At 68.5% G+C, this 21,437-nt stretch carries 20 protein-coding genes; 19 read left to right on the forward strand and 1 reads right to left on the reverse strand.

The window, feature by feature from the left end; all coding sequences use genetic code 11:
* Positions 1–60: 60 nt before the first annotated feature.
* On the forward strand, positions 61–915 hold the full coding sequence (locus tag IG194_RS18865; RefSeq protein ID WP_058488456.1) for a class I SAM-dependent methyltransferase: 855 nt from the start codon (positions 61–63) through the stop codon (positions 913–915).
* A gap of 125 nt (positions 916–1,040) precedes the next feature.
* On the opposite strand, the gene IG194_RS18870 is transcribed toward IG194_RS18865, so the two are convergent.
* Positions 1,041–2,267 carry an alpha/beta fold hydrolase gene (locus IG194_RS18870; protein WP_058488457.1) on the reverse strand — a complete coding sequence of 409 codons (1,227 nt, stop codon included), beginning with the start codon at positions 2,265–2,267 and terminating at the stop codon, positions 1,041–1,043.
* 318 nt (positions 2,268–2,585) lie between these two features.
* Here IG194_RS18870 and IG194_RS18875 point away from each other — a divergent pair, with 318 nt between their 5' ends.
* From IG194_RS18875 to IG194_RS18960, 18 genes are all read left to right on the forward strand, one after another.
* Positions 2,586–3,851 carry a glutamate-5-semialdehyde dehydrogenase gene (locus IG194_RS18875; RefSeq protein WP_058488458.1) on the forward strand — a complete coding sequence of 422 codons (1,266 nt, stop codon included), beginning with the start codon at positions 2,586–2,588 and terminating at the stop codon, positions 3,849–3,851.
* On the forward strand, positions 3,851–4,513 hold the full coding sequence (nadD, locus tag IG194_RS18880; protein WP_043273479.1) for a nicotinate-nucleotide adenylyltransferase: 663 nt from the start codon (positions 3,851–3,853) through the stop codon (positions 4,511–4,513). The genes IG194_RS18875 and nadD overlap by 1 nt, the downstream gene beginning before the upstream one ends.
* Positions 4,514–4,524: 11 nt before the next feature.
* Complete coding sequence (rsfS, locus tag IG194_RS18885; protein ID WP_009617292.1) at positions 4,525–4,878, forward strand: ribosome silencing factor; 354 nt, start codon at positions 4,525–4,527, stop codon at positions 4,876–4,878.
* 6 nt (positions 4,879–4,884) lie between these two features.
* Positions 4,885–5,352, forward strand: a complete 468-nt coding sequence (rlmH, locus tag IG194_RS18890) for a 23S rRNA (pseudouridine(1915)-N(3))-methyltransferase RlmH (protein WP_009617293.1) — start codon at positions 4,885–4,887, stop codon at positions 5,350–5,352.
* A 15-nt stretch (positions 5,353–5,367) separates the two neighbouring features.
* On the forward strand, positions 5,368–7,254 hold the full coding sequence (gene mrdA, locus IG194_RS18895) for a penicillin-binding protein 2 (protein ID WP_009617294.1): 1,887 nt from the start codon (positions 5,368–5,370) through the stop codon (positions 7,252–7,254).
* Between the two features lie 50 nt (positions 7,255–7,304).
* Entirely contained in the window at positions 7,305–8,408 is a 1,104-nt protein-coding gene (gene rodA / locus IG194_RS18900) for a rod shape-determining protein RodA (protein WP_099049098.1), read from the forward strand.
* Positions 8,409–8,429: 21 nt separating this feature from the next.
* A complete protein-coding gene (gene mltB / locus IG194_RS18905; RefSeq protein ID WP_099049029.1) occupies positions 8,430–9,452 on the forward strand; it encodes a lytic murein transglycosylase B in 1,023 nt (340 codons plus the stop codon).
* The gene (locus IG194_RS18910) at positions 9,449–10,480 is read left to right on the forward strand and encodes a septal ring lytic transglycosylase RlpA family protein (protein ID WP_009617297.1); all 1,032 of its coding nucleotides are present in this window, start codon (positions 9,449–9,451) and stop codon (positions 10,478–10,480) included. Before mltB ends, IG194_RS18910 begins: the two co-directional genes overlap by 4 nt.
* Before the next feature lie 89 nt (positions 10,481–10,569).
* Positions 10,570–11,730 (forward strand): D-alanyl-D-alanine carboxypeptidase family protein, encoded by a 1,161-nt coding sequence (locus IG194_RS18915; RefSeq protein WP_058488459.1) that lies wholly within the window; start codon positions 10,570–10,572, stop codon positions 11,728–11,730.
* 196 nt (positions 11,731–11,926) lie between these two features.
* The gene (locus tag IG194_RS18920) at positions 11,927–12,217 is read left to right on the forward strand and encodes a DUF493 domain-containing protein (RefSeq protein WP_009617299.1); all 291 of its coding nucleotides are present in this window, start codon (positions 11,927–11,929) and stop codon (positions 12,215–12,217) included.
* A complete protein-coding gene (gene lipB / locus IG194_RS18925; protein WP_058488460.1) occupies positions 12,217–12,879 on the forward strand; it encodes a lipoyl(octanoyl) transferase LipB in 663 nt (220 codons plus the stop codon). Before IG194_RS18920 ends, lipB begins: the two co-directional genes overlap by 1 nt.
* Entirely contained in the window at positions 12,876–13,859 is a 984-nt protein-coding gene (gene lipA / locus IG194_RS18930; RefSeq protein WP_009617302.1) for a lipoyl synthase, read from the forward strand. Before lipB ends, lipA begins: the two co-directional genes overlap by 4 nt.
* 394 nt (positions 13,860–14,253) lie before the next feature.
* The gene (locus tag IG194_RS18935) at positions 14,254–14,796 is read left to right on the forward strand and encodes a fimbrial protein (RefSeq protein WP_009617304.1); all 543 of its coding nucleotides are present in this window, start codon (positions 14,254–14,256) and stop codon (positions 14,794–14,796) included.
* A gap of 49 nt (positions 14,797–14,845) precedes the next feature.
* The gene (locus IG194_RS18940) at positions 14,846–15,577 is read left to right on the forward strand and encodes a molecular chaperone (protein WP_064987593.1); all 732 of its coding nucleotides are present in this window, start codon (positions 14,846–14,848) and stop codon (positions 15,575–15,577) included.
* A gap of 5 nt (positions 15,578–15,582) precedes the next feature.
* On the forward strand, positions 15,583–18,132 hold the full coding sequence (locus IG194_RS18945; protein ID WP_082996280.1) for a fimbria/pilus outer membrane usher protein: 2,550 nt from the start codon (positions 15,583–15,585) through the stop codon (positions 18,130–18,132).
* A gap of 33 nt (positions 18,133–18,165) precedes the next feature.
* A complete protein-coding gene (locus IG194_RS18950) occupies positions 18,166–19,164 on the forward strand; it encodes a fimbrial protein (protein WP_058488461.1) in 999 nt (332 codons plus the stop codon).
* An 8-nt stretch (positions 19,165–19,172) separates the two neighbouring features.
* Positions 19,173–20,159 (forward strand): fimbrial protein, encoded by a 987-nt coding sequence (locus IG194_RS18955; protein WP_058488462.1) that lies wholly within the window; start codon positions 19,173–19,175, stop codon positions 20,157–20,159.
* A 243-nt stretch (positions 20,160–20,402) separates the two neighbouring features.
* Positions 20,403–21,428: a fimbrial protein gene (locus IG194_RS18960; protein ID WP_082656968.1), complete on the forward strand. Its 1,026-nt coding sequence runs from the start codon at positions 20,403–20,405 to the stop codon at positions 21,426–21,428.
* Positions 21,429–21,437: the final 9 nt, after the last annotated feature.

Consider the following 21,437-nt stretch of genomic DNA (forward strand, 5'->3'; position numbering starts at 1 on the left):
ATTGTCGTGGGTACCAGGGCGCTTTTAGGCTGGCGGATGATAACAACAAGAGACTGAATCATGGCTGAACGCATCCGCGCCGACAGCGCGCACATCACCCCCAGTGCGCACTACACCGGCTATGTCTGGTTCCGTCACAAGCTCGCCGAGCCGGCCTTCGCCACCGCCTTCGGGCGCTGGGTGCACGGCTGCGTGGCGCCGATCGCCTGGGGCGCGCGCCTGGGCTTCGGGCTGAACATCGAGGACTTCCTGCTGCAGCGCCACCTGCTGATAGACGCGCGCCTGCGCCAGGCCATCGAGCAGCGCGGCGTCACCCAGGTGGTGGAGATCGCCTGCGGCCTGTCGCCGCGCGGCAGGCGCTTCCGTCAGCGTTACCCACAACTGGACTACCTGGAGGCGGACCTGCCGCCCATGGCCGCGCGCAAGTCGGCCCTGCTGCAAGGGCAGGGCTGGCTGGACGAAAGGCACCGGGTGCACCCCGTGGACATCCTCGCCGAACAAGGCCCGCATACCCTGGCCGCGCTCTTCGCCCAGCTCGACCGCCAGCGCCCGGTGGTGGTGATCACCGAGGGTCTGGTGAACTACTTCCGGCGCCCGCTGATCGAGGGCTTCTGGACGCGCCTGGCGGCGGCCCTGGCCGACTTCCCGGCGGCCACCTACCTTACCGAACTCTACCCCGACCTGCGCGAACACCCGCGCTACCGGCAGATCCGCTGGGGCGTCGGCCTGATCGGCCGGCTCACTCGCGGCGGCTATCCGCTGCACTACCGCAGCGAGGCGGAAATAGCCGCGGCCTTCCGCGGCTGCGGCTTCGCCGGCGTGGAAGTGCTCGACCCGCAGGTGCACGGCGCCGAGCTGTGCCTGCCGCGCGGGCGCATGCCGAGCCTGGTGCGCGTCATCGAAGCCCGCACCTGAACTGCTCTTCGTAGGAGCGAGCTTGCTCGCGAACCGCATCCTGCCCAAGGGTGGGTTCGGCGGGGTTCGCGAGCAAGCTCGCTCCTACAGGGGAGGGCGAACCTAGGCGGCATCGTTCCGTTGCCTCAGGCCGCGCAGGCTCCTTGCTGCAGCGGCACCACCAGCTCCGCCAGGCTGGCGCTGGCGCGGGGATCGCCGTGGGGGAAGATGAAGGCGACGCCGTCCGTGGTGCGGCGCAGCGGGAGGATGTCCAGTTCTTCCACGCCGGGGATGGCCAGGCGCCAGCCGCGTTGCGGCAGTTCTGGCGGCAGGTCGGCGTGGGCCAGGCCGCCGAAGTAGCCGATCTCCATCAGTTCGGCGCGCCATTGCCCGCCGTCGGCGTGGCGCAGCAGGGCGCGGGGTTGCGGTGGCGCCAGGCGCGGTTCGAAGCGGCGTTCCAGGTGCGGCAGTTGCTGGCGCTGGAAGCGCGTGCTGCCGGCGGCGTTGCGCGGCAGCGGCTGGCCGTCGAGGAAGGGTGTGTACAGCCGGGCGCAGGCGCCGCGGCGTTCGAACTGGGCCAGGTGGTCGGCGTCGTGGATCAGGGCGAACTGGGCGTCGGCGCAGGCGAGGGCGAATTCGGCGTGTTCCCAGGGTTGGGTGAAGTGGTCGTATTCGCCGGCCAGCACCAGGGTCGGGCATTGCGGGTGGCGCTCGAAGCCGCCGAAGGCCAGCAGGCGCCGGCTGTTCTGCCGGTAGCGTTCGACTTCCGCCGGCGTCAGGCGCTGCAACTGGCGCAGCAGGGCCTTGCGGAACACCGGGGAGACGCCGGTATCGGCCAGGCGCAGCGGGTTGACCAGGCCGGTCAGCACGCCGTTGGCGAAGGGCTCGTGCTGGCCCAGGTCCAGGCGCGCCAGGGCTTCTTCCAGCAGGGCGCGGGCGCCGGGGCGGCCGAAGGCGGTGATGCCGGCCAGCAGCAGGCGCGCGCAGCGCCCGGGATGGCGGGCGGCGAAGAGGGCGGCCAGGGCCGAGCCGTAGGACAGGCCGATGGGCATCAGCGGTGGCAGGCGCAATGCCTCGGCGAAGGCGGCGATCAGGTCGGCCAGGTCCTCCAGGCTCAGTTGCGGCGCCAGTTGCAGGTTGCCGCCCTGGCTGGGCAGGTCGAGGAGGATCACCGGGTGCTCGGCGAGCAGCTCGCTGACTTCGCCGGCGAAGGAGCGGAAGCTCTGGAAGGCGCCGCCGAGCAGCAGCACCGGCGGGCGCGGGTCGTCCGCGCGGTGGGCGAAGGCCTGGTAGTGGAGTTGCCAGCCGTCCAGTTCGAGCACCGCCGGGGCGGCGGTGAGGGCCTGGGCGCTGTAGTCGGTGCGGTAGCGCATGGCGAATCTCCGGCGGTGTTCCGCCTCTTGTTGTTCTTCCCTGGCGTGCCGGATGGCGAACGGCTGGCAGTGCGCGGCGGGGTGGCTCCAAGGTAGACAGAGGCCGGCCTTTTGTTTACCCAACCTTCGGGCGGGGGAAATCGCAACGCGCTGTTGCGGGTGTCACCGTTCCGCGGCCGGGGCGCGGCCCGCGGCGCCTGGGCGGCGTTACCGGCGCGCCGGTGGGACGCCCTGTCTACCGGCTGGCTGCTGTGGCTGGGCGGGCGCAGGCGGGGTCGCTATAATCGCGCATTTCCCTCACGCAGACGCGTACGAACCATGACCGAGTCCGTCCTCGACTATATGAGCCGCCTGGGCCGCGCCGCCCGTGAAGCCTCGCGCGTGCTCGCGCGGGCCTCCACCGCGCAGAAGAACGCCGCCCTGCTGGCCGCCGCCGATGCCCTGGACGCTGCCCGCGAGCAGCTCGCCCACGCCAACGAGCAGGACCTGGCCGCCGGCCGGGCCAATGGCCTGGAGCCAGCCATGCTCGACCGCCTGGCGCTGACCCCGGCGCGCATCGACGACATGATCGAGGGCCTGCGCCAGGTGGCCAAGCTGCCGGACCCCATCGGCGAGATCCGCGACATGCGCTTCGTGCCCTCGGGCATCCAGATCGGCAAGATGCGCGTGCCCCTGGGCGTGGTCGGGATCATCTACGAGTCGCGGCCGAACGTGACCATCGACGCCGCCAGCCTGTGCCTGAAGTCGGGCAACGCCACCATCCTGCGCGGCGGCTCCGAGGCCATCCATTCCAACCAGGCCATCGCCCGCTGCATCCAGCAGGGCCTGGCCGCGGCCGGCCTGCCGGCGAGCGCCGTGCAGGTGGTCGAGACCACCGACCGCGCCGCCGTGGGCGCGCTGATCAGCATGCCCGAGTACGTCGACGTGATAGTCCCGCGCGGCGGCAAGGGCCTGATCGAGCGCATCAGCCGCGAGGCCAAGGTGCCGGTGATCAAGCACCTGGACGGCATCTGCCACGTGTTCATCGACGAGTCGGCCGACCTCGACAAGGCCATCCGCATCGCCGACAACGCCAAGACCCAGCGCTACGCGCCGTGCAACACCATGGAAACCCTGCTGGTGCACAAGGCCATCGCCGCGCGCGTGCTGCCGCCGCTGGCCGCCATCTACCGCGACAAGGGCGTGGAGCTGCGCGGCGACGCCGCCACCCGCGCGCTGCTGGGCAGCGACGTGCTGGAGGCGACCGAGGAAGACTGGCGCACCGAGTACAACGCGCCGATCCTGTCGATCCGCATCGTCGACGACCTGGACAGCGCCATCGAGCACATCAACACCTACGGCTCGCAGCACACCGACGCCATCGTCAGCGAGAACTTCAGCAACGCCCGGCGCTTCCTCGCCGAGGTGGACTCGGCTTCGGTCATGGTCAATGCCTCGACGCGCTTCGCCGACGGCTTCGAGTATGGCCTGGGGGCGGAGATCGGCATCTCCACCGACAAGCTGCATGCCCGCGGCCCGGTCGGCCTGGAAGGCCTGACCAGCGAGAAGTACGTGGTCTTCGGCGACGGGCACGTGCGCACCTGATGGGCAAGCAACGCCCGCGGCGGATCGGCCTCTTCGGCGGCACCTTCGATCCGGTGCACATCGGTCACCTGCGCAGCGCGCTGGAGACCGCCGAACTGCTGGGGCTCGACGAGCTGCGCCTGTTGCCGGCGGCGCGCCCGCCGCACCGCGAGACGCCGCAGGTCTCGGCGCAGCAGCGCCTGGCCATGGTCGAGCTGGCGGTGGCCGGCGTCGCGCCCCTGACGGTGGATGCCCGCGAGCTGGCCCGCGACAAGCCGTCCTACACCATCGACACCCTGGAATCGCTGCGCGCGGAGCTGGGGAGCGAGGCGCAGCTGTTCCTGATGGTCGGCTGGGACGCTTTCTGCGGCCTGCCCACCTGGCACCGCTGGGACGAGTTGCTGCAGCACTGCCACATGCTGGTGCTGCAACGCCCGGATGCCGACGTGGAGGCGCCGGAAGCCCTGCGCGACCTGCTGGCGGCGCGTAGCATGGCCGACCCCAACGCCCTCGCCGGGCCGGCCGGGCAGGTCACTTTCATCTGGCAGACGCCCCTGGCGGTGTCGGCCACCCAGATCCGCGCCCTGCTGGCGCAGGGGCGCTCGCCGCGCTTCCTGGTGCCGGACGCGGTATTGAACTACATCGAGGCGCACGGGCTGTACCGCGCGTCCCTGGCAAACTAGAGAGTCATTCAATGCAAACCGAACAACTGGTCGAGCTGGCCGTCGCCGCTCTGGAAGACATGAAAGCGCAGGACATCACCGTCCTCGACGTGCGCGACAAGACCAGCATCACCGACGTCATGGTCATCGCCTCCGGCTCCTCCAGCCGCCAGGTCAAGTCGCTGGCCGACAACGTCCTGGAGAAGGTCAAGGAACAGGGCGTCAAGCCCATCGGCAGCGAGGGCCAGGAAGGCGGCGAATGGGTGCTGATCGACCTGGGCAACGTCGTGGTCCACGTCATGCAGCCGGCCACCCGCCAGTTCTACGACCTGGAGCGCCTCTGGCTCGGCGCCGAACAGAGCCGCGCCCACCACAGCGGCGAGTAAGCGCCCTTGCGCCTGCGTCTGATCGCGGTCGGCTCGCGCATGCCGCGCTGGGTCGAGGAGGGCTGGCAGGAGTACGTCAAGCGCCTGCCCTCGGAGCTGTCCCTGGAACTGGTGGAGATCCCGCTGAACACGCGCGGCAAGAACGCCGACGTGGCCCGGCTGATCCGCCAGGAAGGCGAAGCCATGCTGGCCAAGGTGCAGCCCGGTGAACGGGTGGTGACCCTGGAAGTCGAAGGCAAGCCCTGGAGCACCCCGCAACTGGCCGCCGAGCTGGATCGCTGGCGCCTGGACGCACGCACCGTCAACCTCATGGTCGGCGGCCCGGAAGGGCTGGCGCCGGAGGTCTGCGCGCGCAGCGAACAGCGCTGGTCGCTGTCGCCGCTGACGTTGCCGCACCCGCTGGTGCGCATCCTGGTGGGCGAGCAGATCTACCGCGCCTGGACGGTGCTGTCCGGGCACCCCTACCACAAGTAGTCGTAGCCGTACCCGATGCCGCAGCCGATACAACTCAAGGACCACGAGAAGGACGCCCGCCTGGTGCGTCGCCGGGTCGTCGTCGGCGCGGTGGCGATCTTCCTCCTGGCCCTGGTGCTGGTGGCGCGCATGTACCACCTGCAGGTCACCCAGTACGAGTACCACTCGACGCTGTCGGAGAACAACCGCGTCCACGTCCAGCCGATCCCGCCGAACCGCGGCCTGATCTACGACCGCAACGGCGTGCTGATCGCCGACAACCGCCCCAGCTTCAGCCTCACGGTCACCCGCGAGCGCACCGAGAACCTGCAGCAGGAGCTGCAGGCGCTGGTGGAGATCCTCGGCCTGACCGAGGAGGACAAGGCGATCTTCGAGAAGCGCATGAAGCAGGGCCGGCGGCCGTTCGAGCCGGTGCCGATCATGTTCGAGCTGTCCGAGGAGCAGATCGCCCGCATCGCCGTGAACCAGTACCGTCTGCCGGGTATCGACGTCACCGCGCAGTTCGTCCGCCACTATCCGCTGGGCGAGCACTTCGCCCATTCGGTGGGCTACGTCGGGCGGATCAACGAGGCCGAGCTGAAGGTGCTCGACCCGGTCAACTATTCCGGCACCCACCACATCGGCAAGACCGGCGTGGAGAAGTTCTACGAGGCCGAGCTGCACGGCACCGTGGGCTACGAGGAGGTCGAGACCAACGCCCGCGGCCGCGTGCTGCGCGTGCTCAAGCGCACCGACCCGGTGCCGGGCAAGGACATCGTCCTGAGCATCGACAGCAAGCTGCAGGCCAAGGCCGAGGAGGCCCTGGGCGGGCGCCGCGGCGCCATCGTGGCGATCCAGCCGGCCACCGGCGAGGTGCTGGCGATGGTCAGCCAGCCGAGCTACGACCCCAACCTGTTCGTCACCGGCATCAGCTTCAAGGACTACTCGGCGCTGCGCGATTCCATCGACCGCCCGCTGTACAACCGCGTGCTGCGCGGCCTGTACCCGCCGGGCTCGACGGTGAAGCCGGCGGTGGCCCTGGCCGGGCTCGACGCCGGAGTGGTCACGCCCAGCTCGCGGGTCTTCGACCCCGGCTACTACCAGCTGCCCAACTACGACCACAAGTACCGCAACTGGAACCGTTCCGGCGAGGGCTGGGTGAACCTGGAGACGGCGATCATGCGTTCCAACGACACCTACTTCTACGACCTCGCCCACAAGCTCGGCATCGACAGGCTGCACGACTACATGAGCCGCTTCGGCTTCGGCCAGCGCGTGTCCCTGGACATGTACGGCGAGTCGCCGGGGCTGATGCCCTCGCGCGAGTGGAAGCGCGCCACCCGCCGCCAGGTCTGGTTCCCCGGCGAGACGCTGATCCTCGGCATCGGCCAGGGCTACATGCAGTCCACGCCGCTGCAGCTGGCGCAGATGACCGCGCTGATCGCCAACCACGGCAAGTGGATCCGCCCGCACCTGGCCAGGACCGTCGACGGCCAGCCGCCGGTCGACCCCGAGCCGATGCCCGACATCGAGCTGCGCGAGCCGGGCAACTGGGAACTGATCGACTCCGACATGCAGCAAGTGGTGCACAATGCCCGCGGCACCGCGCACAAGGTCGGCGCCGCCTCGGTCTACCGCATCGCCGGCAAGTCCGGTACCGCGCAGGTGGTGGCGATCAAGCAGAACGAGCGCTACGACCGTTCCAAGCTCAACGAGCGCAACCGCGACCACGCGCTGTTCATCGGCTTCGCCCCGGCGGACAACCCGCAGATCGCGGTGTCGGTGATGGTGGAGAACGGCGAGTCCGGCTCCGGCGTCGCCGCCCCCGTGCTCAAGCAGGTGATGGATGCCTGGCTGCTGGACGAGAGCGGCAAGCTCAAGCCCGAATTCGCGCCACAGGTGGCGGAGGCGCCGAAGCCATGAGCATGAACATGAACCCCAACTTCGACCGCACGCTGTCCAACGAGGACGTGATGAAGCGGCGCGCCAGCCTGCTGCAGCGGCTGCACATCGACGGCCTGCTGCTGCTGCTGTTGCTGGTGCTGGGCGCGGCCGGCCTGTTCGTCCTCTATTCGGCCAGCGGCAAGAGCTGGGACCTGCTGCTCAAGCAGGCCTCGTCCTTCGGCCTGGGCCTGGTGATGATGTTCGTCATCGCCCAGATCGAGCCGCGCTTCCTGGCCCGCTGGGTGCCGCTGGGCTACCTGATCGGGGTGCTGCTGCTGGTGGTGGTGGACGTCATGGGCCACAACGCCATGGGCGCCACGCGCTGGATCAACATCCCCGGGGTGATCCGCTTCCAGCCCGCCGAGTTCATGAAGCTGTTCATGCCCATGACGCTGGCCTGGTACATGTCCAAGCGCAACCTGCCGCCGAATCTCAAGCACCTGGCGATCAGCCTGGCGCTGATCGGCGTGCCCTTCGTGCTGATCCTCAAGCAGCCGGACCTGGGCACCGCCATGCTGGTGCTGGCCTCTGGCGCCTTCGTGCTGTTCGTCGGCGGCCTGCAGTGGCGCTGGATCCTCGGCGCGGTGACCGCGGCGGTGCCGGTGGCGGTGGCCATGTGGTTCTTCGTCATGCACGATTACCAGAAGCAGCGGGTGCTGACCTTCCTCGACCCGGAAAGCGACCCGCTGGGCACCGGCTGGAACATCATCCAGTCAAAAGCGGCCATCGGTTCCGGCGGCGTATTCGGCAAGGGCTGGCTGCTGGGCACCCAGTCGCACCTGGATTTTTTGCCGGAAAGCCATACGGACTTTATCATTGCCGTGCTCGGCGAAGAGTTCGGCCTGGTGGGGGTATGCCTGCTGCTGGCCCTGTACCTGATGGTGATCTACCGCGGGCTGGTGATCACGGCGCAGGCCCAGACGCTGTATGGCAAGCTGCTGGCCGGCAGCATCACCATGACCTTCTTCGTGTACGTGTTCGTCAACATTGGTATGGTCAGCGGGTTGCTGCCGGTCGTGGGGGTTCCGCTTCCCTTCATCAGCTACGGCGGAACTTCGCTGGTGACGCTGATGTCAGGGTTCGGGGTTTTGATGTCGATTCATACGCACCGGAAATGGATCGCCCAGGTTTGAAGAAGAAACGTTGAGACCAGAGTGAAGAAAGGAATGCAGATACTGCGCGAGTGGGCCGTCAGGGGTGTCCATTGGGTGGGGCTGGCCGGGGCCATCGGCTTCGGCGGCGCCGCCCAGGCGGGCGACTACGACGGCTCGCCCCAGGTCGCCCAGTTCGTCGGCGAGATGACCCGCGACTACGGCTTCGCCGACGAGCAGCTGCTTTCGCTGTTCCAGGACGTCGAACGCAAGCAGTCGATCCTCGACGCCATTTCCCGGCCCGCCGAGCGCGTCAAGCCGTGGAAGGACTACCGGCCGATCTTCCTCACCGACGCGCGCATCAAGCGCGGCGTGGAGTTCTGGAACCAGAACGCCGAGGCCCTGGCCCGCGCGGAGAAGGACTACGGCGTGCCGGCCCAGTACATAGTGGCGATCATCGGCGTCGAGACCTTCTTCGGCCGCAACACCGGCAACTACCGGGTGATGGACGCGCTGTCCACCCTGGCCTTCGACTACCCGCCGCGCGCCGACTTCTTCCGCAAGGAACTCAAGCAGTTCCTCCTGCTGGCCCGCGAGCAGCAGGTCGACCCGCTCGGCCTGAACGGCTCCTACGCCGGCGCCATGGGCCTGCCGCAGTTCATGCCCAGCAGCTTCCGCGCCTACGCCGTGGACTTCGACGGCGACGGCCACATCAACATCTGGACCGACCCGACCGATGCCATCGGCAGCGTCGCCAGCTACTTCAAGCAGCATGGCTGGCAGGCCGGCGAGCCGGTGGTGTCGCAGGCCGAGCTGAGCATGGACAGCGCCCAGGACGCCATCACCCAGGGCCTGGAGCCGCAGATGAGCCTCGGCCAGCTGCGCGCCGCGGGCTGGCGCACCCATGACGTGCTGCGCGACGACCTCAAGGTCACCGCCATCCGCTTCGAAGGCGCCGACGGCCCCGAATACTGGGTCGGGCTGCCCAACTTCTACGTGATCACCCGCTACAACCGCAGCGCCATGTACGCCATGGCGGTCCATCAGCTGGCCGGCGAGATCGTCCGGGCGCGAGGTGTCCAGTGAACCAGCGACTGAAGCGACCGGGCTTCTGGTCGGCGGCGGCGTGCTTCGGCCTGAGCGCCGTGCTGCTCGCCAGCTGCACCAGCTCCCGGGCTCCGCAACCGGCGAAAAGCGGCGGCCTTTCCGGGCCGATGGACTACAACCGGCCGCACCGCGACGGCGCCCCCTGGTGGGACGTCGACGTATCGCGCATCCCCGATGCCGTGCCGATGCCGCACAACGGCCCGTTCAAGAACAACCCCTACACCGTGCTGGGCAAGACCTACTACCCGCTCAGCGACGCGCGCGCCTACAGCGTGACCGGCACGGCGTCCTGGTACGGCACCAAGTTCCACGGCCAGGCCACCGCCAACGGCGAGATGTACGACCTCTACGGCATGACCGCGGCGCACAAGACGCTGCCGCTGCCCAGCTACGTGCGGGTGACCAACCTGGACAACGGCAAGAGCGTCATCGTCCGCGTCAACGACCGCGGCCCGTTCTATTCCGACCGCGTCATCGACCTGTCCTTCGCCGCGGCCAAGAAGCTCGGCTATGCCGAGACCGGCACCGCGCGGGTCAAGGTCGAGGGCATCGACCCGCAGCGCTGGTGGGCCGCCCAGGGGCGCCCGGTGCCGATGGTCCTGGCGCAGCCGAAGATGGCGCCGGTGCAGAGCGCCCCGGCGGCCGGCGCGCAGCCCCAGGCGGTGGCCATGGCCCAGCCGATCGAGGTCTACACCCCGCCGCCGGCGCAGCACGCCGCGCCCGTGGCGCCGGTGCAGGTCGACTCAAAAAAAAACGCTTCATTACCAGCCGCTGGCCTGTATCTCCAGGTGGGTGCCTTCGCCAACCCGGACGCTGCGGAACTGCTCAGGGACAAGATCAGCGGCATGACTTCCGCCCAGGTCTTTATCAGCTCGGTCGTGGTCAACAAGCAGACCCTGCACCGGGTACGCCTGGGGCCGATCGGAACGCAGGATGAAGCGGCGCGGATGCAGGACAGCATCCGCCTGGCCAACCTCGGCCAACCCAAGCTGGTGCGCCCGGACTGAACGCGGCGCACCGATCAAGCGGCACGCCAGAGGCCGCCCGGGAATTCCCCCAAGGGATTGTTTGACCATTAGTGAACCCAGAGAGACGGATGAATATCATCACCATCGCCAAACGCCTGTCCATGCTCGTGTTGCTCAGCGCCCCCGTGGCCGGCTGGGCGGCTGAATCCGTTGTCCCCGCCGCGCCGCAGCTGGCGGCCAAGGCCTGGGTGCTGATGGACGGCGCCAGCGGCCAGGTCCTGGTGGAGAACAACGCCGACGAGCGCCTGCCCCCGGCCAGCCTGACCAAGCTGATGACCGCCTACATCGCCACCAAGGAAATCGAGGGCGGGCGCATCGCCGAGAGCGACATGGTGACCGTCAGCGAGCACGCCTGGCGCACCGGCGGTTCGCGCATGTTCATCAAGCTGGGCTCGCAGGTGTCGGTCAGCGACCTGCTGCACGGCATCATCATCCAGTCGGGCAACGACGCCTCCGTCGCTCTCGCCGAGCACATCGCCGGCAGCGAGGACGCCTTCGCCGACATGATGAACAACACCGCGCAGAAGCTGGGCATGACCAACTCCCACTTCATGGACGCCACCGGCCTGCCGAACCCGGAGCACTACTCCTCGGCCCGCGACATGGCGACCCTGGCCCGCGCCATCATCTACGGCGAGCCGACCCACTACGCCATCTACGCGCAGAAGGAATTCCTCTGGAACAACATCAAGCAGCCCAACCGCAACCTGCTGCTGTGGCGCGACAAGACCGTCGACGGCCTGAAGACCGGCCACACCGAGGAAGCCGGCTACTGCCTGGTGGCCTCCGCCGTGCGTGACGGCCAGCGCATGATCGCCGTGGTGTTCGGCACCAACAGCGAGCAGGCCCGCGCCGCCGAGACACAGAAGCTGCTGACCTACGGCTTCCGCTTCTTCGAATCGCAGACCTTCTACAAGAAAGGCGCCGAGCTGACCAAGGCCCTGGTCTGGAAGGGCTCCGAGCATGAAGTGAAGGCCGGCCTGTCCGAAGACCTGACCATGACCGTGCCGCGCGGCCAGCTCAAGCAGCTGCAGGCCAACATGGTGCTGCAGCCGCAGCTGATGGCCCCGATCCAGCAGGGCCAGGTGATCGGCAAGGTGGAAGTGAAGCTGGGCGACAAGGTCGTGCGCACCTCCGACCTGGTGGCCCTGAACGCCGTGGAGGAGGGTGGTATCTTCCGCCGCCTGTGGGATAGCATCCGCCTGTTCTTCTACGGCCTGTTCAACTGACCGACGGTCCCCCGGGCTCGTACTTTTGTATACAAGCCCGGGAATTTCTACGCATGCGCGCGCTCGACTCAGGTAAAATGCGCGCCTGCGCCTGATCGACCTCCCCCGTGGCGTCGGCAGCCGTCAGGTCCGATCCATCCGGAACCTCCCGACCCGGGAGCTTCGTGCGGAGGCGGGCTACCCGCCCGCGACAGCCATGACTGAAACCACTGATACCAGCACTCCTCCCGCGCCCAAGATCGAGTTCCCCTGCGAACGCTACCCGATCAAGGTGATCGGTGACGCCGGCGACGGCTTCGCCGACCTGGTCGTGGAGATCATCCAGCGCCACGCGCCGGACCTGGACGTCACCACCCTGGTGAGCCGCGACAGCCGCAACGGGCGCTTCCTCTCGGTGCAGGTGCTGATCACCGCCACCGGCGTCGACCAGTTGCAGAACATCCACAGCGACCTGCGCGCCAGCGGCCGCGTGCACATGGTGCTGTGATGCCCGAGGCCGGTTCTTCCCTGGGCTTCCGCGAACTCGGCGTGCTGCCCTACGAGCCGACCTGGCACGCCATGCAGCGCTTCACCGCCGAGCGCGACGAGGGCACGCCCGACGAAGTCTGGCTGCTGGAGCACGAGCGGGTGTTCACCCAGGGCCAGGCCGGCAAGGCCGAACACGTGCTGATGCCCGGCGACATCCCGGTGGTCAAGGTGGACCGCGGCGGCCAGGTGACCTACCACGGCCCCGGCCAACTGGTGGCCTACCTGCTGCTCGACGTGCGCCGCTCGCACCTGGGCGTGCGCGAGCTGGTCACGCGCATCGAACAGAGCCTGATCGGCCTGCTCGAGGGCTTCGGCGTCAGCGCCGTGTCCAAACCCGACGCCCCGGGCGTCTACGTGGACGGCGCGAAGATCGCCTCCCTCGGCCTGCGCATCCGCAACGGCCGGTCCTTCCATGGCCTGGCGCTGAACGTCGACATGGACCTGGAGCCTTTCCGTCGTATCAATCCCTGCGGCTACGCAGGCATGGCCATGACCCAGCTGCGCGAGCTGGCCGGCCCCATCACCCTGGCCGAGGTGCGCAAACGCCTGCGCGGCGAACTCACCGAGCGTCTTGGCTACGCTGAACAGAAGACCCTAACGGGCGGGATCGAACTGAGATGAGCACTGTTGTGGAGACCCCGGGCCAAGGCAAGCCGGGCAAGGTGGAAGTCGGCGTGAAACTGCGCGGCGCCGAGAAGGTGGCGCGCATTCCGGTGAAGATCATCCCCACCGAGGAACTGCCGAAGAAACCCGACTGGATCCGCGTGCGCATCCCGGTCTCGCCCGAGGTGGACCGCATCAAGCAGCTGCTGCGCAAGCACAAGCTGCACAGCGTGTGCGAAGAGGCCTCCTGCCCGAACCTGGGCGAGTGCTTCTCCGGCGGCACCGCGACCTTCATGATCATGGGCGACATCTGTACCCGCCGCTGCCCGTTCTGCGACGTCGGCCACGGCCGGCCGAAGCCGCTGGACGTGGACGAGCCGACCAACCTGGCCATCGCCATCGCCGACCTGCGCCTGAAGTACGTGGTGATCACCTCGGTGGACCGCGACGACCTGCGCGACGGCGGCGCCCAGCACTTCGCCGACTGCCTGCGCGAAATCCGCAAGCTGTCCCCCGGCATCCAGCTGGAAACCCTGGTCCCGGACTACCGCGGACGCATGGACATCGCCCTGGAAATCACCGCCGCCGAGCCGCCGGACGTGTTCAACCACAACCTGGAAACCGTGCCGCGGCTGTACAAGTCCTCGCGCCCGGGTTCGGACTTCGAGTGGTCGCTGGACCTGCTGCAGAAGTTCAAGCAACTGGTGCCCCACGTGCCGACCAAGTCCGGCCTGATGCTCGGCCTGGGCGAGACCGACGACGAGGTCATCGAGGTCATGCAGCGCATGCGCGAGCACGACATCGACATGCTGACCCTCGGCCAGTACCTGCAGCCCTCGCGCAACCACCTGCCGGTGCAGCGCTTCGTCCACCCAGACACCTTCGCCTGGTTCGCCGAGGAAGGCGCGAAGATGGGCTTCAAGAACGTCGCCTCCGGCCCGCTGGTGCGCTCCTCGTACCACGCCGACCAGCAGGCCCACGGCGGCAAGATCGGCTGACCGGCGCCCGATACCCCGGCCGGCCCGCAAGGGGCCGGCCGTTCATCCTGCGAATTTTCCCCTCCCTGCGACACCTCTCTTTCCCCTCCGCGCCATACCCACGAACCGCGCTTGCCCCGGGCCTCTGTGCGGCCGGTCACAGATATGGCTTACGGGAATAGTGGCACATTGCCAGGAAATAAGTGGGGCTGAAGGCGCCTTTCCCTGACTGTATAGGGGAAAAGTTCGATTGGGCGTATAGGGCGTTTCCTACGTTTTTTGGGGGTTCCCTTACCTTAATTCATTTCCGAGTTTGTTCGACCATTTGTCCGGGCCTTTGAAGACGCCCTGACAACCAACGAGTCAGTGCCAGCCAAGCGCTGCCTGACGCCGTATCGACCTGGAGTTCGAACAAATGAGCAAGAAGCTAATCGCCGCCCTGGCGTGTCTTTCCGTGGCCGGCTTGTCCGGTGCGGCAACGGCTGCCGACGGTACCCTGACCTTCGAGGGCCTGGTCAACGCCAAGACCTGCACCCTCGAGCCTTCCAGCGCCAGCCAGCTCGTCACCCTGCAGCCGGTGAACGCCGACCTCCTGCAGGGCGCCGGGACGGTTGCCGGCTCGCAGACCTTCACCCTCAACACCACTGGCTGCGACGCCAATGCCATGGTCGCCGCGGTGTTCGCCACCGGCGGCAACGTCGACCCCGCCACCGGCAACCTGAACAACACCATCCCTCCCGCGAACGGCGGCACCAATGCGCAAGTCGCCCTGTTCCGCGCCGACGGCACCACCAAGATCGACCTGAGCGACATCTCCAGCTCCGGCGGCTACCAGGTGGAGTCCGGTGCCGACGGCAAGGCTTCCCTGGGGTTCGTCGCCAAGTATGCCGCGAGCAGTGCCACCACCACCCCTGGCGTACTGAAGACCAACCTGCAGTACACCATGAGCTACCAGTAAGTCCCGCTTCCCCCGGGAGGCGACTCCCGGGGCATCCACCGAGGTTTCCATGAGCATGCTGATTCGTGCTGTCGCAATGACGGCAGGGCTCGCCTTTGCCGCGTGCCTGAGCACTTCCGCCTGGGCCGCCGTCACCGTCCAGGGCACCCGCCTGGTCTACCCCGCCGGCGAGCGGGAAATCACCGTCCGCCTGAGCAACGACGGCAAGGTCCCGGCGCTGATGCAGATCTGGGTCGACGAAGGCGACATCCAGACGCAACCCCAGGATGCCGACGCGCCCTTCGTCATCACCCCGCCGATCTTCCGCCTCGACCCCGCCAAGGGCCAGTCGGTGCGCGTGGCCTTCAGCGGCGAGACGCTGCCGGACGACCGCGAGTCGCTGTTCTGGTTCAACGCCCTGGAGATCCCGCCGCTGCCGGACGCCAGCGAGCGCAGCTACATGCAGATCGCCGTGCGTTCGCGGCTGAAGCTGTTCTACCGCCCCTCGGGGCTGCCCGGCAGCGCCGCGGAGGCGGTGCGCAAGGTGCGCTGGCAGGTGCTGGAGCAGGCGGGCAAGCGCGTACTGCGCGGGGAAAATCCCACGCCTTACCACGTGTCCTACGCCAGCTTGGGGCTGAAGCAGGGCGGGCGCGGCCACGATCTCGGCCCGGGCATGCTCAAGCCGTTCTCCCACGAGGATTTCGCCCTGCCCGCCACCCTGAAGGCCGCCGGCGGCACCCTGGAGTACAGCTGGATGAGCGACTACGGCGTCGCCACCGACGACAAGGTCAAGCTGCCGTGACCGGCATGGGCTCCTGCACAGGCTTCATCCGGCGCTGGAGCGGGCGGCGCGGGACCACCGTCGCCCTGGGCTCGCTCGCCGCCGCCCTGGCCGGCCTGCCGAGCCTCGTCGGCTGGGCGGACGACCAGCCGGTGCGCTTCGACACCGACTTCCTGCGCAACGCGCCGGGCCAGACGGTCGACCTGACGCGCTTCGAGCAGGGCAGCCCGGTGCAGCCCGGCAGCTACACGCTGGACCTGTACCTCAACGACAACTGGCAGGGGCGGCAGCGCGTCGAGGTGCGCGAGGACGCCAGCGTGTGCTGGGCGCGCGAGCAACTGCCGCTGCTGGGGCTGGCCATCGACCGCCTGCCGGCCGAGGCCCGCGAGGCGCTGCAGGCCGCCGACCCGGCGTGCATCGACCTCCAGCGCCTGATCCCGGACAGCCGGGTTGCGCCCGACCTGGCCGACATGCGCCTGGAACTGAGCATTCCCCAGGCCTATCTGCGCCGCACCCGCGCCGACCACGTCGACCCGCGCGACTGGGACCGCGGCATCACCGCGGCCTTCGTCGACTACAACGCCAACGCCTACCGCAGCGACGTCGGCGGCAGCAGCTCCAGCCAGTACTACGCCGGGCTCAACAGCGGGGTGAACCTCGGCGACTGGCGCCTGCGCCACAACGGCAGCTACAGCCGCTCCGACGGCGTTTCCGAGTACGACGCCATCAGCAGCTACGCCCAGCGCGACATCACCGCGCTGAAGTCGCAGCTGACCCTGGGCGAGTACTACACCCCCGCCGACCTGTTCGACAGCGTGCCCTTCACCGGCGTCCAGCTGGCCTCGGACGAGCGCATGCTGCCCGACTCGCAGCGTGGTTTCGCCCCGGCCATCCGCGGCACCGCCGAGACCAACGCCAAGGTCACGGTGCGCCAGGGCGGCAACATCCTCTACGAAACCACGGTGGCGCCCGGCCCCTTCATCATCGACGAGCTCTACGGCACCGGCTATGCCGGCGACCTTGAGGTCACCGTGACCGAGGCCGACGGCCGCGAACGGCGCTTCACCGTGCCCTTCGCCAGCGTGGCGCAGCTGCTGCGTCCGGGCGTGTCGCGCTACAGCCTCAGCGCCGGCGAGTACCGCGACGAGCGCCTGGACGACGCGCCTAAGTTCCTCCAGGGCACCTACCAGCGCGGCCTGTCCAACCTGTGGACCGGCTACACCGGCGGCATAGTCGCGCAGAACTACCTGGCGCTGCAGGGCGGGGTGGCGCTGAGTACGCCGGTGGGCGCCTTCGCCTTCGACGTCACCCGCTCCAGCGCCTCCGGCCTGGACCCGGTCCACGGCCTGGGCGGCGATGCCAGCGGGGAGAGCTACCGGCTGAGCTACAGCAAGCTGGTGGAGTCGACGCGCACCAACTTTGCGGTCGCCGCCTACCGCTTTTCCAGCGAAGGCTACCTGGGGCTGGGCGAGTTCGCCGAACTGAGCGACGGCTCCGGCGGCACCGGGCGCTTCCGCCAGCGCAACCGCCTGCAGGCCAACATCAGCCAGCCCCTGGCGGACGGCTGGGGCAGCTTCTACCTCAGCGGCTCGGCGCAGAACTACTGGAACGTCGACGCCGGCAGCGACCTCAGCTACCAGGCCGGCTATAGCAACGGCTGGCGCTGGGGCAGCCTGAACCTGTCGGCCAGCCGCACCCGCTCGCAGTCCGGGCAGAGCCAGAACCAGTACATGCTCAGCCTGTCGCTGCCCCTGGGCCGCGCGCCCAGCTCGCCCTACCTGAGCAGTTCCTACAGCCGCACCGACAACGGCGCCAGCGATGCCCAGCTCGGCCTGTCCGGCTCCCTCGGCGAGCGCAGCGCCTTCAGCTACGGCGTCTACGCATCGCGCAGCCGCAACGACGGCGGCAGCAGCACCAGCAGCGGCGCCAACGCCCAGTATCGCGCCTCGGCCGCCTCGCTGTCGGCCAGCGTCAGCGATGGCGACGGCTACCGGCAACTGGGCGTGGGCCTGTCCGGCAGCCTGCTGGCCCATGCCGGCGGCATCAACTTCAGCCCCGACCAGGGCGAGACCAAGGTCCTGGTCGAGGCCCGCGGCGCCAGCGGCGCCGGCCTGGTCAACAGCACCGGCGCGCAGGTCGCCGGCAACGGCTTCGCCTTCACCAGCGGCCTCACCCCCTACCGGCGCAATCGCGTGGGGCTGGACCCCAAGGGCCTGGGCGAGGACGTCGAACTGCAACTGACCGAACAGACGGTGTCCCCGCGCTTCGGCTCGGTGGCCCTGCTCAAGTACCCGACGCGCAACGGCCAGCCGCTGCTGCTGACGCTGCGGGACGAGGACGGCGGCAAGCTGCCGGTGGGCGCCGAGGTGCTGGATGCCGAGGGTACCAGCCTGACCCTGGTGGGGCAGGGCAGCCGCGTGTTCCTGCGCGCCGAACAGGCGCAGGGCGAACTGCTGGTGCGCTGGGGAACCAGCCCCGACCGCCAGTGCGCGGCCGCCTACCAACTGCCGGAAGCGAAGGCCGAAGGCCAGCCGTTCTTCCGCCTCGAGGCGCTCTGCCGCCGATCCGCCAACTGACAGGTGGGCGCCCGGCGTCCACGGAGACTCCCCATGCTGAGAACAACCCTGTCGCTCTGCCTGCTGCTGTTCGCCGCGCCCTCGGCCTGGGCTTCCTGCGCCTTCGTGCCGGGCTACATGACCTCGGTCTTCAGCGTGCCCATCGATAACGTCCTGGCCGTTCCGCGGGACGTGCCGGTCGGCACCGCGCTGTTCGACAGCGGCTGGCGGCGCGCGACCGGCGTGACCATCCGCTGCGACAGCAGCGGCCAAGCCCAGGGCCAACTGGGCGGCGGCTTCGGTGCGCCACTGTCGGGCATTCCCGGGTTCGGCAATGGCGAGGTGCTGGATACCGACATTCCGGGTGTGGGCATCCAGGTGTTCTGGTGCAACTACGACTCCAAGTGCGGAAGCCCTCCCGTGCCGAACGAGAGCGTGTCGCTGGTACAGAAGCTGGACTGGCGGGTGTTTGCCGAGACCTATTCGCCCAGGAACAACTGGTGGGTGCGGCTGGTGAAGACCGGGCCGCTCCAGGCTGGCCTCCACAGCTTCGCTGGCACGGCGACGGTACGCTACATCGACCTGGACATCGGTACGCTCAGCGTCCAGGGCTCGTTGACCACCAGCGCACCGACCTGTCGGCTGGACACGCCCAACCTGGTGGTGCAGATGCCCACCGCGCCCCTGGATGCCTTCCAGGGCCCGGGGGTATTGCCGGAGCCCTGGCAGAAGCGCTTCGACATCAACCTGCAGTGCGACGCCGGCATCCGCCTCAGCTACCGGGTCGACCCGCTGTCGCTGTCGGCCGCGGCGGTGGGCGTCATGGCCAACCGCGAGGGGCCGCACATGGCCAGGAACGTCGGCATCCAGCTGTTCCACGGCGATGGCGAGGACGCGCAGCCGCTGCCCATCATGACCAAGCTGCTGCACACCCCCTCGACCGCGGCCGGCCTGGTGCGCATCCCGCTGCTGGCCAGGTACTACCAGATTTCCCCGAAGGTCACCTCGGGGCTGGTGACCACCTCGGCCACGCTGACCCTGACCTACGAGTGAGGCCTCCCATGTTCAACAGAACCCTGGGTTGTGCCCTGTGCCTGCTGCTGTGCCTCGCCGCACCGGCGGCCTGGGCGAAATGCAGTTTCAAGCAGGGCTACAGGAAGTCCGTCTACAACGTCGAGCTGCCGGCGGACCTGGACTTCCCCCAGGACCTGGCGCCAGGCCGGATGCTGTATTCCAGCGCCTGGCAAAACGCCACCGGCGTGCGCATCGCCTGCAACGCCTCGGGCAGGGTGTCCGGGCGGGTGGCGGGGCACATCGGCCCGCTGCTCGAGGTGCCGGGCTGGTACAACGGCGGCGTGCATTCCACCAACGTGCCGGGCGTGGGCGTCGCCGTGTACTGGTGCAACCGGGGCAACAGCTGCGAGCCCTCGCTGCCGGTCACCAGTCTGGACTGGGAGGTCGGGCCCTGGGACTACGATCCGGAGAACAACTGGCTGGTGCTGCTGGTCAAGACCGGGCCGATCGCCTCGGGCGTGCACGACTTCCTCGGCACCGCGACGGTGCGCTACGACAACCTGGACGTCGGCGAGCTGAGCATCCACGGGCGCTTGAAGGTGACCGCCCGGGGCTGCCGGCTCGACCCCGCCAGCAGCACCCAGACCATACGCCTGCCGACGGTCCCGGTGGATGCCTTCCAGGAGGGCGGCGTGTTGCCCGACCCCTGGCTGGGGCGGCCGTTCGACCTGCGCATGGAGTGCGATCCGGACATCCGCCTGAGCTACCGCATCGATCCGCTGTACCCCAGCAACTTCCCCGACGTCCTGGCCAACCGGCAGGGCGACGGCCTGGCGCGCAACGTCGGCATCCAGCTGTTCCGCGAGCTTGGCGGCAAGAGCGTGGTGCTGCCGCTACGGATGACGGTGTTCGAGGGCTGGACCCAGGGCGGCGCGCAGCGTATCTCGCTGTTCGCCCGCTACTACCAGACCGGCGCGCGGGTCACGCCCGGCGCCCTCAACACTGCTGCGACCTTCAGCATGATCTACGAGTGACGCATTCGACATCCTGAGCCCTGGCGGCGGAACCCGTTTGCATTTGCGCGGACGGGCCGTTGAGCCAGGGCGGCGGCACCCCGATCATGGTCCGACCCGGCAGGCGCCTGCCGCCGAGCCGGGGCACATTGCCACGGAGCGGGGGAGTCGTGTGCGGAGGTTCCTGGCACCGTTCGTCTGCCACTGGATGGAGAACGAGAAGTGTCACGGAAATGCTTGCGTGTCGGATCCTTGTCATTGCCCATGAAATCCCTGGGGTTGTCGATCGCCTCGGGCCTGGCGCTACTGTCGCCGGTGCTGGCCCAGGCCGACTGCTCCTGGAGCAACGGCGGCTCGGGGTATGCTGGCCCCGGCAAAGTCGATTGGCCTCTACCTGCCACGCTGTCGGTCCCGCGGGATAAACCGGTAGGCGCGGTGCTCTGGCGTTCGGGTTGGAAATGGGGGGCCACCGGCATGCTCAACCGCTGTTCGGCGGGGCGTATCAGCGGCCGCCTGAGCAGCGACATCGGCCAGCCCACCGGCAATCCTGCGGTCCATGCCACGAACGTTCCCGGTATCGGCATCGCGGTGTTCTGGTGCAACGTGGGCCAGTCTTCCTGTGTACCCGATCCGTTTCCGCTCGGGCTGACCGACAATCGCACCTGGTCGGAAGTCTCGGCGCTGAACTGGAGCTACCGGGCCGGCACCTACGATCCTTTCACGCACTTCATCGTGTATCTGGTGAAGACCGGCGACGTCAGCCCCGGCGTGATACGGATCGGTGGCCTGTCACAAGTGTTCTACAACGCCATCGAGGTCTCCCAGCTGACCCTGTCGGGGCAGACCATCGTCAGCGCGCCCGCCTGCCAGATCACCTCGGGCACCGACGTGCGCGTGCGGATGCCCCAGGTGACGGTCACCGACTTCCCGCCGGGCATCGGGGTGATGACCGACGACAGCAAGGCCGCCCCGTTCAATATCGGCCTGCTGTGCAGCGGCAGCATGAAGGTCAGCTACAGGATCGATCCGCTGAACGCCGCGACCGTCGCCAACGTCATCGACAATGCGAAGGGCGCGGACTACGCGGCGGGCGTCGGCATCCAGCTGTTCCAGGGCGACGCGTCCAGTTCCACGGTGCTGCCGCTGTCCACCCGCCTGACCCAGGCGAACGTCTCGGGCTCCAACCTGCCGCTGTCGATCCCGCTGGTGGCCAGGTACTACAAGACTTCCAACCGCATCAGCGGCGGTGCGGTGCGGGCTTCGGCGATGTTCACGCTGTTCTACGAATGAGGCGGTCGG

It is taken from the genome of Pseudomonas sp. ADPe, from assembly GCF_014843515.1.
GTDB classification, from domain to species: Bacteria; Pseudomonadota; Gammaproteobacteria; order Pseudomonadales; family Pseudomonadaceae; genus Pseudomonas; species Pseudomonas citronellolis.

What these genes read in the sequence shown, in the direction of transcription:
- IG194_RS18950 (WP_058488461.1), top strand. Translation starts at nt 18,166, where the DNA reads ATGCTGAGAACAACCCTGTCGCTCTGCCTGCTGCTGTTCGCCGCGCCC.
- IG194_RS18875 (WP_058488458.1), top strand. Translation starts at nt 2,586, where the DNA reads ATGACCGAGTCCGTCCTCGACTATATGAGCCGCCTGGGCCGCGCCGCC.
- lipA (WP_009617302.1), top strand. Translation starts at nt 12,876, where the DNA reads ATGAGCACTGTTGTGGAGACCCCGGGCCAAGGCAAGCCGGGCAAGGTG.
- IG194_RS18870 (WP_058488457.1), bottom strand. Translation starts at nt 2,267, where the DNA reads ATGCGCTACCGCACCGACTACAGCGCCCAGGCCCTCACCGCCGCCCCG.
- rodA (WP_099049098.1), top strand. Translation starts at nt 7,305, where the DNA reads ATGAAGCGGCGCGCCAGCCTGCTGCAGCGGCTGCACATCGACGGCCTG.
- IG194_RS18865 (WP_058488456.1), top strand. Translation starts at nt 61, where the DNA reads ATGGCTGAACGCATCCGCGCCGACAGCGCGCACATCACCCCCAGTGCG.
- IG194_RS18915 (WP_058488459.1), top strand. Translation starts at nt 10,570, where the DNA reads ATGAATATCATCACCATCGCCAAACGCCTGTCCATGCTCGTGTTGCTC.
- IG194_RS18955 (WP_058488462.1), top strand. Translation starts at nt 19,173, where the DNA reads ATGTTCAACAGAACCCTGGGTTGTGCCCTGTGCCTGCTGCTGTGCCTC.
- rsfS (WP_009617292.1), top strand. Translation starts at nt 4,525, where the DNA reads ATGCAAACCGAACAACTGGTCGAGCTGGCCGTCGCCGCTCTGGAAGAC.
- IG194_RS18945 (WP_082996280.1), top strand. Translation starts at nt 15,583, where the DNA reads ATGGGCTCCTGCACAGGCTTCATCCGGCGCTGGAGCGGGCGGCGCGGG.
- IG194_RS18920 (WP_009617299.1), top strand. Translation starts at nt 11,927, where the DNA reads ATGACTGAAACCACTGATACCAGCACTCCTCCCGCGCCCAAGATCGAG.
- IG194_RS18940 (WP_064987593.1), top strand. Translation starts at nt 14,846, where the DNA reads ATGAGCATGCTGATTCGTGCTGTCGCAATGACGGCAGGGCTCGCCTTT.
- nadD (WP_043273479.1), top strand. Translation starts at nt 3,851, where the DNA reads ATGGGCAAGCAACGCCCGCGGCGGATCGGCCTCTTCGGCGGCACCTTC.
- lipB (WP_058488460.1), top strand. Translation starts at nt 12,217, where the DNA reads ATGCCCGAGGCCGGTTCTTCCCTGGGCTTCCGCGAACTCGGCGTGCTG.
- IG194_RS18960 (WP_082656968.1), top strand. Translation starts at nt 20,403, where the DNA reads ATGAAATCCCTGGGGTTGTCGATCGCCTCGGGCCTGGCGCTACTGTCG.
- IG194_RS18935 (WP_009617304.1), top strand. Translation starts at nt 14,254, where the DNA reads ATGAGCAAGAAGCTAATCGCCGCCCTGGCGTGTCTTTCCGTGGCCGGC.
- mrdA (WP_009617294.1), top strand. Translation starts at nt 5,368, where the DNA reads ATGCCGCAGCCGATACAACTCAAGGACCACGAGAAGGACGCCCGCCTG.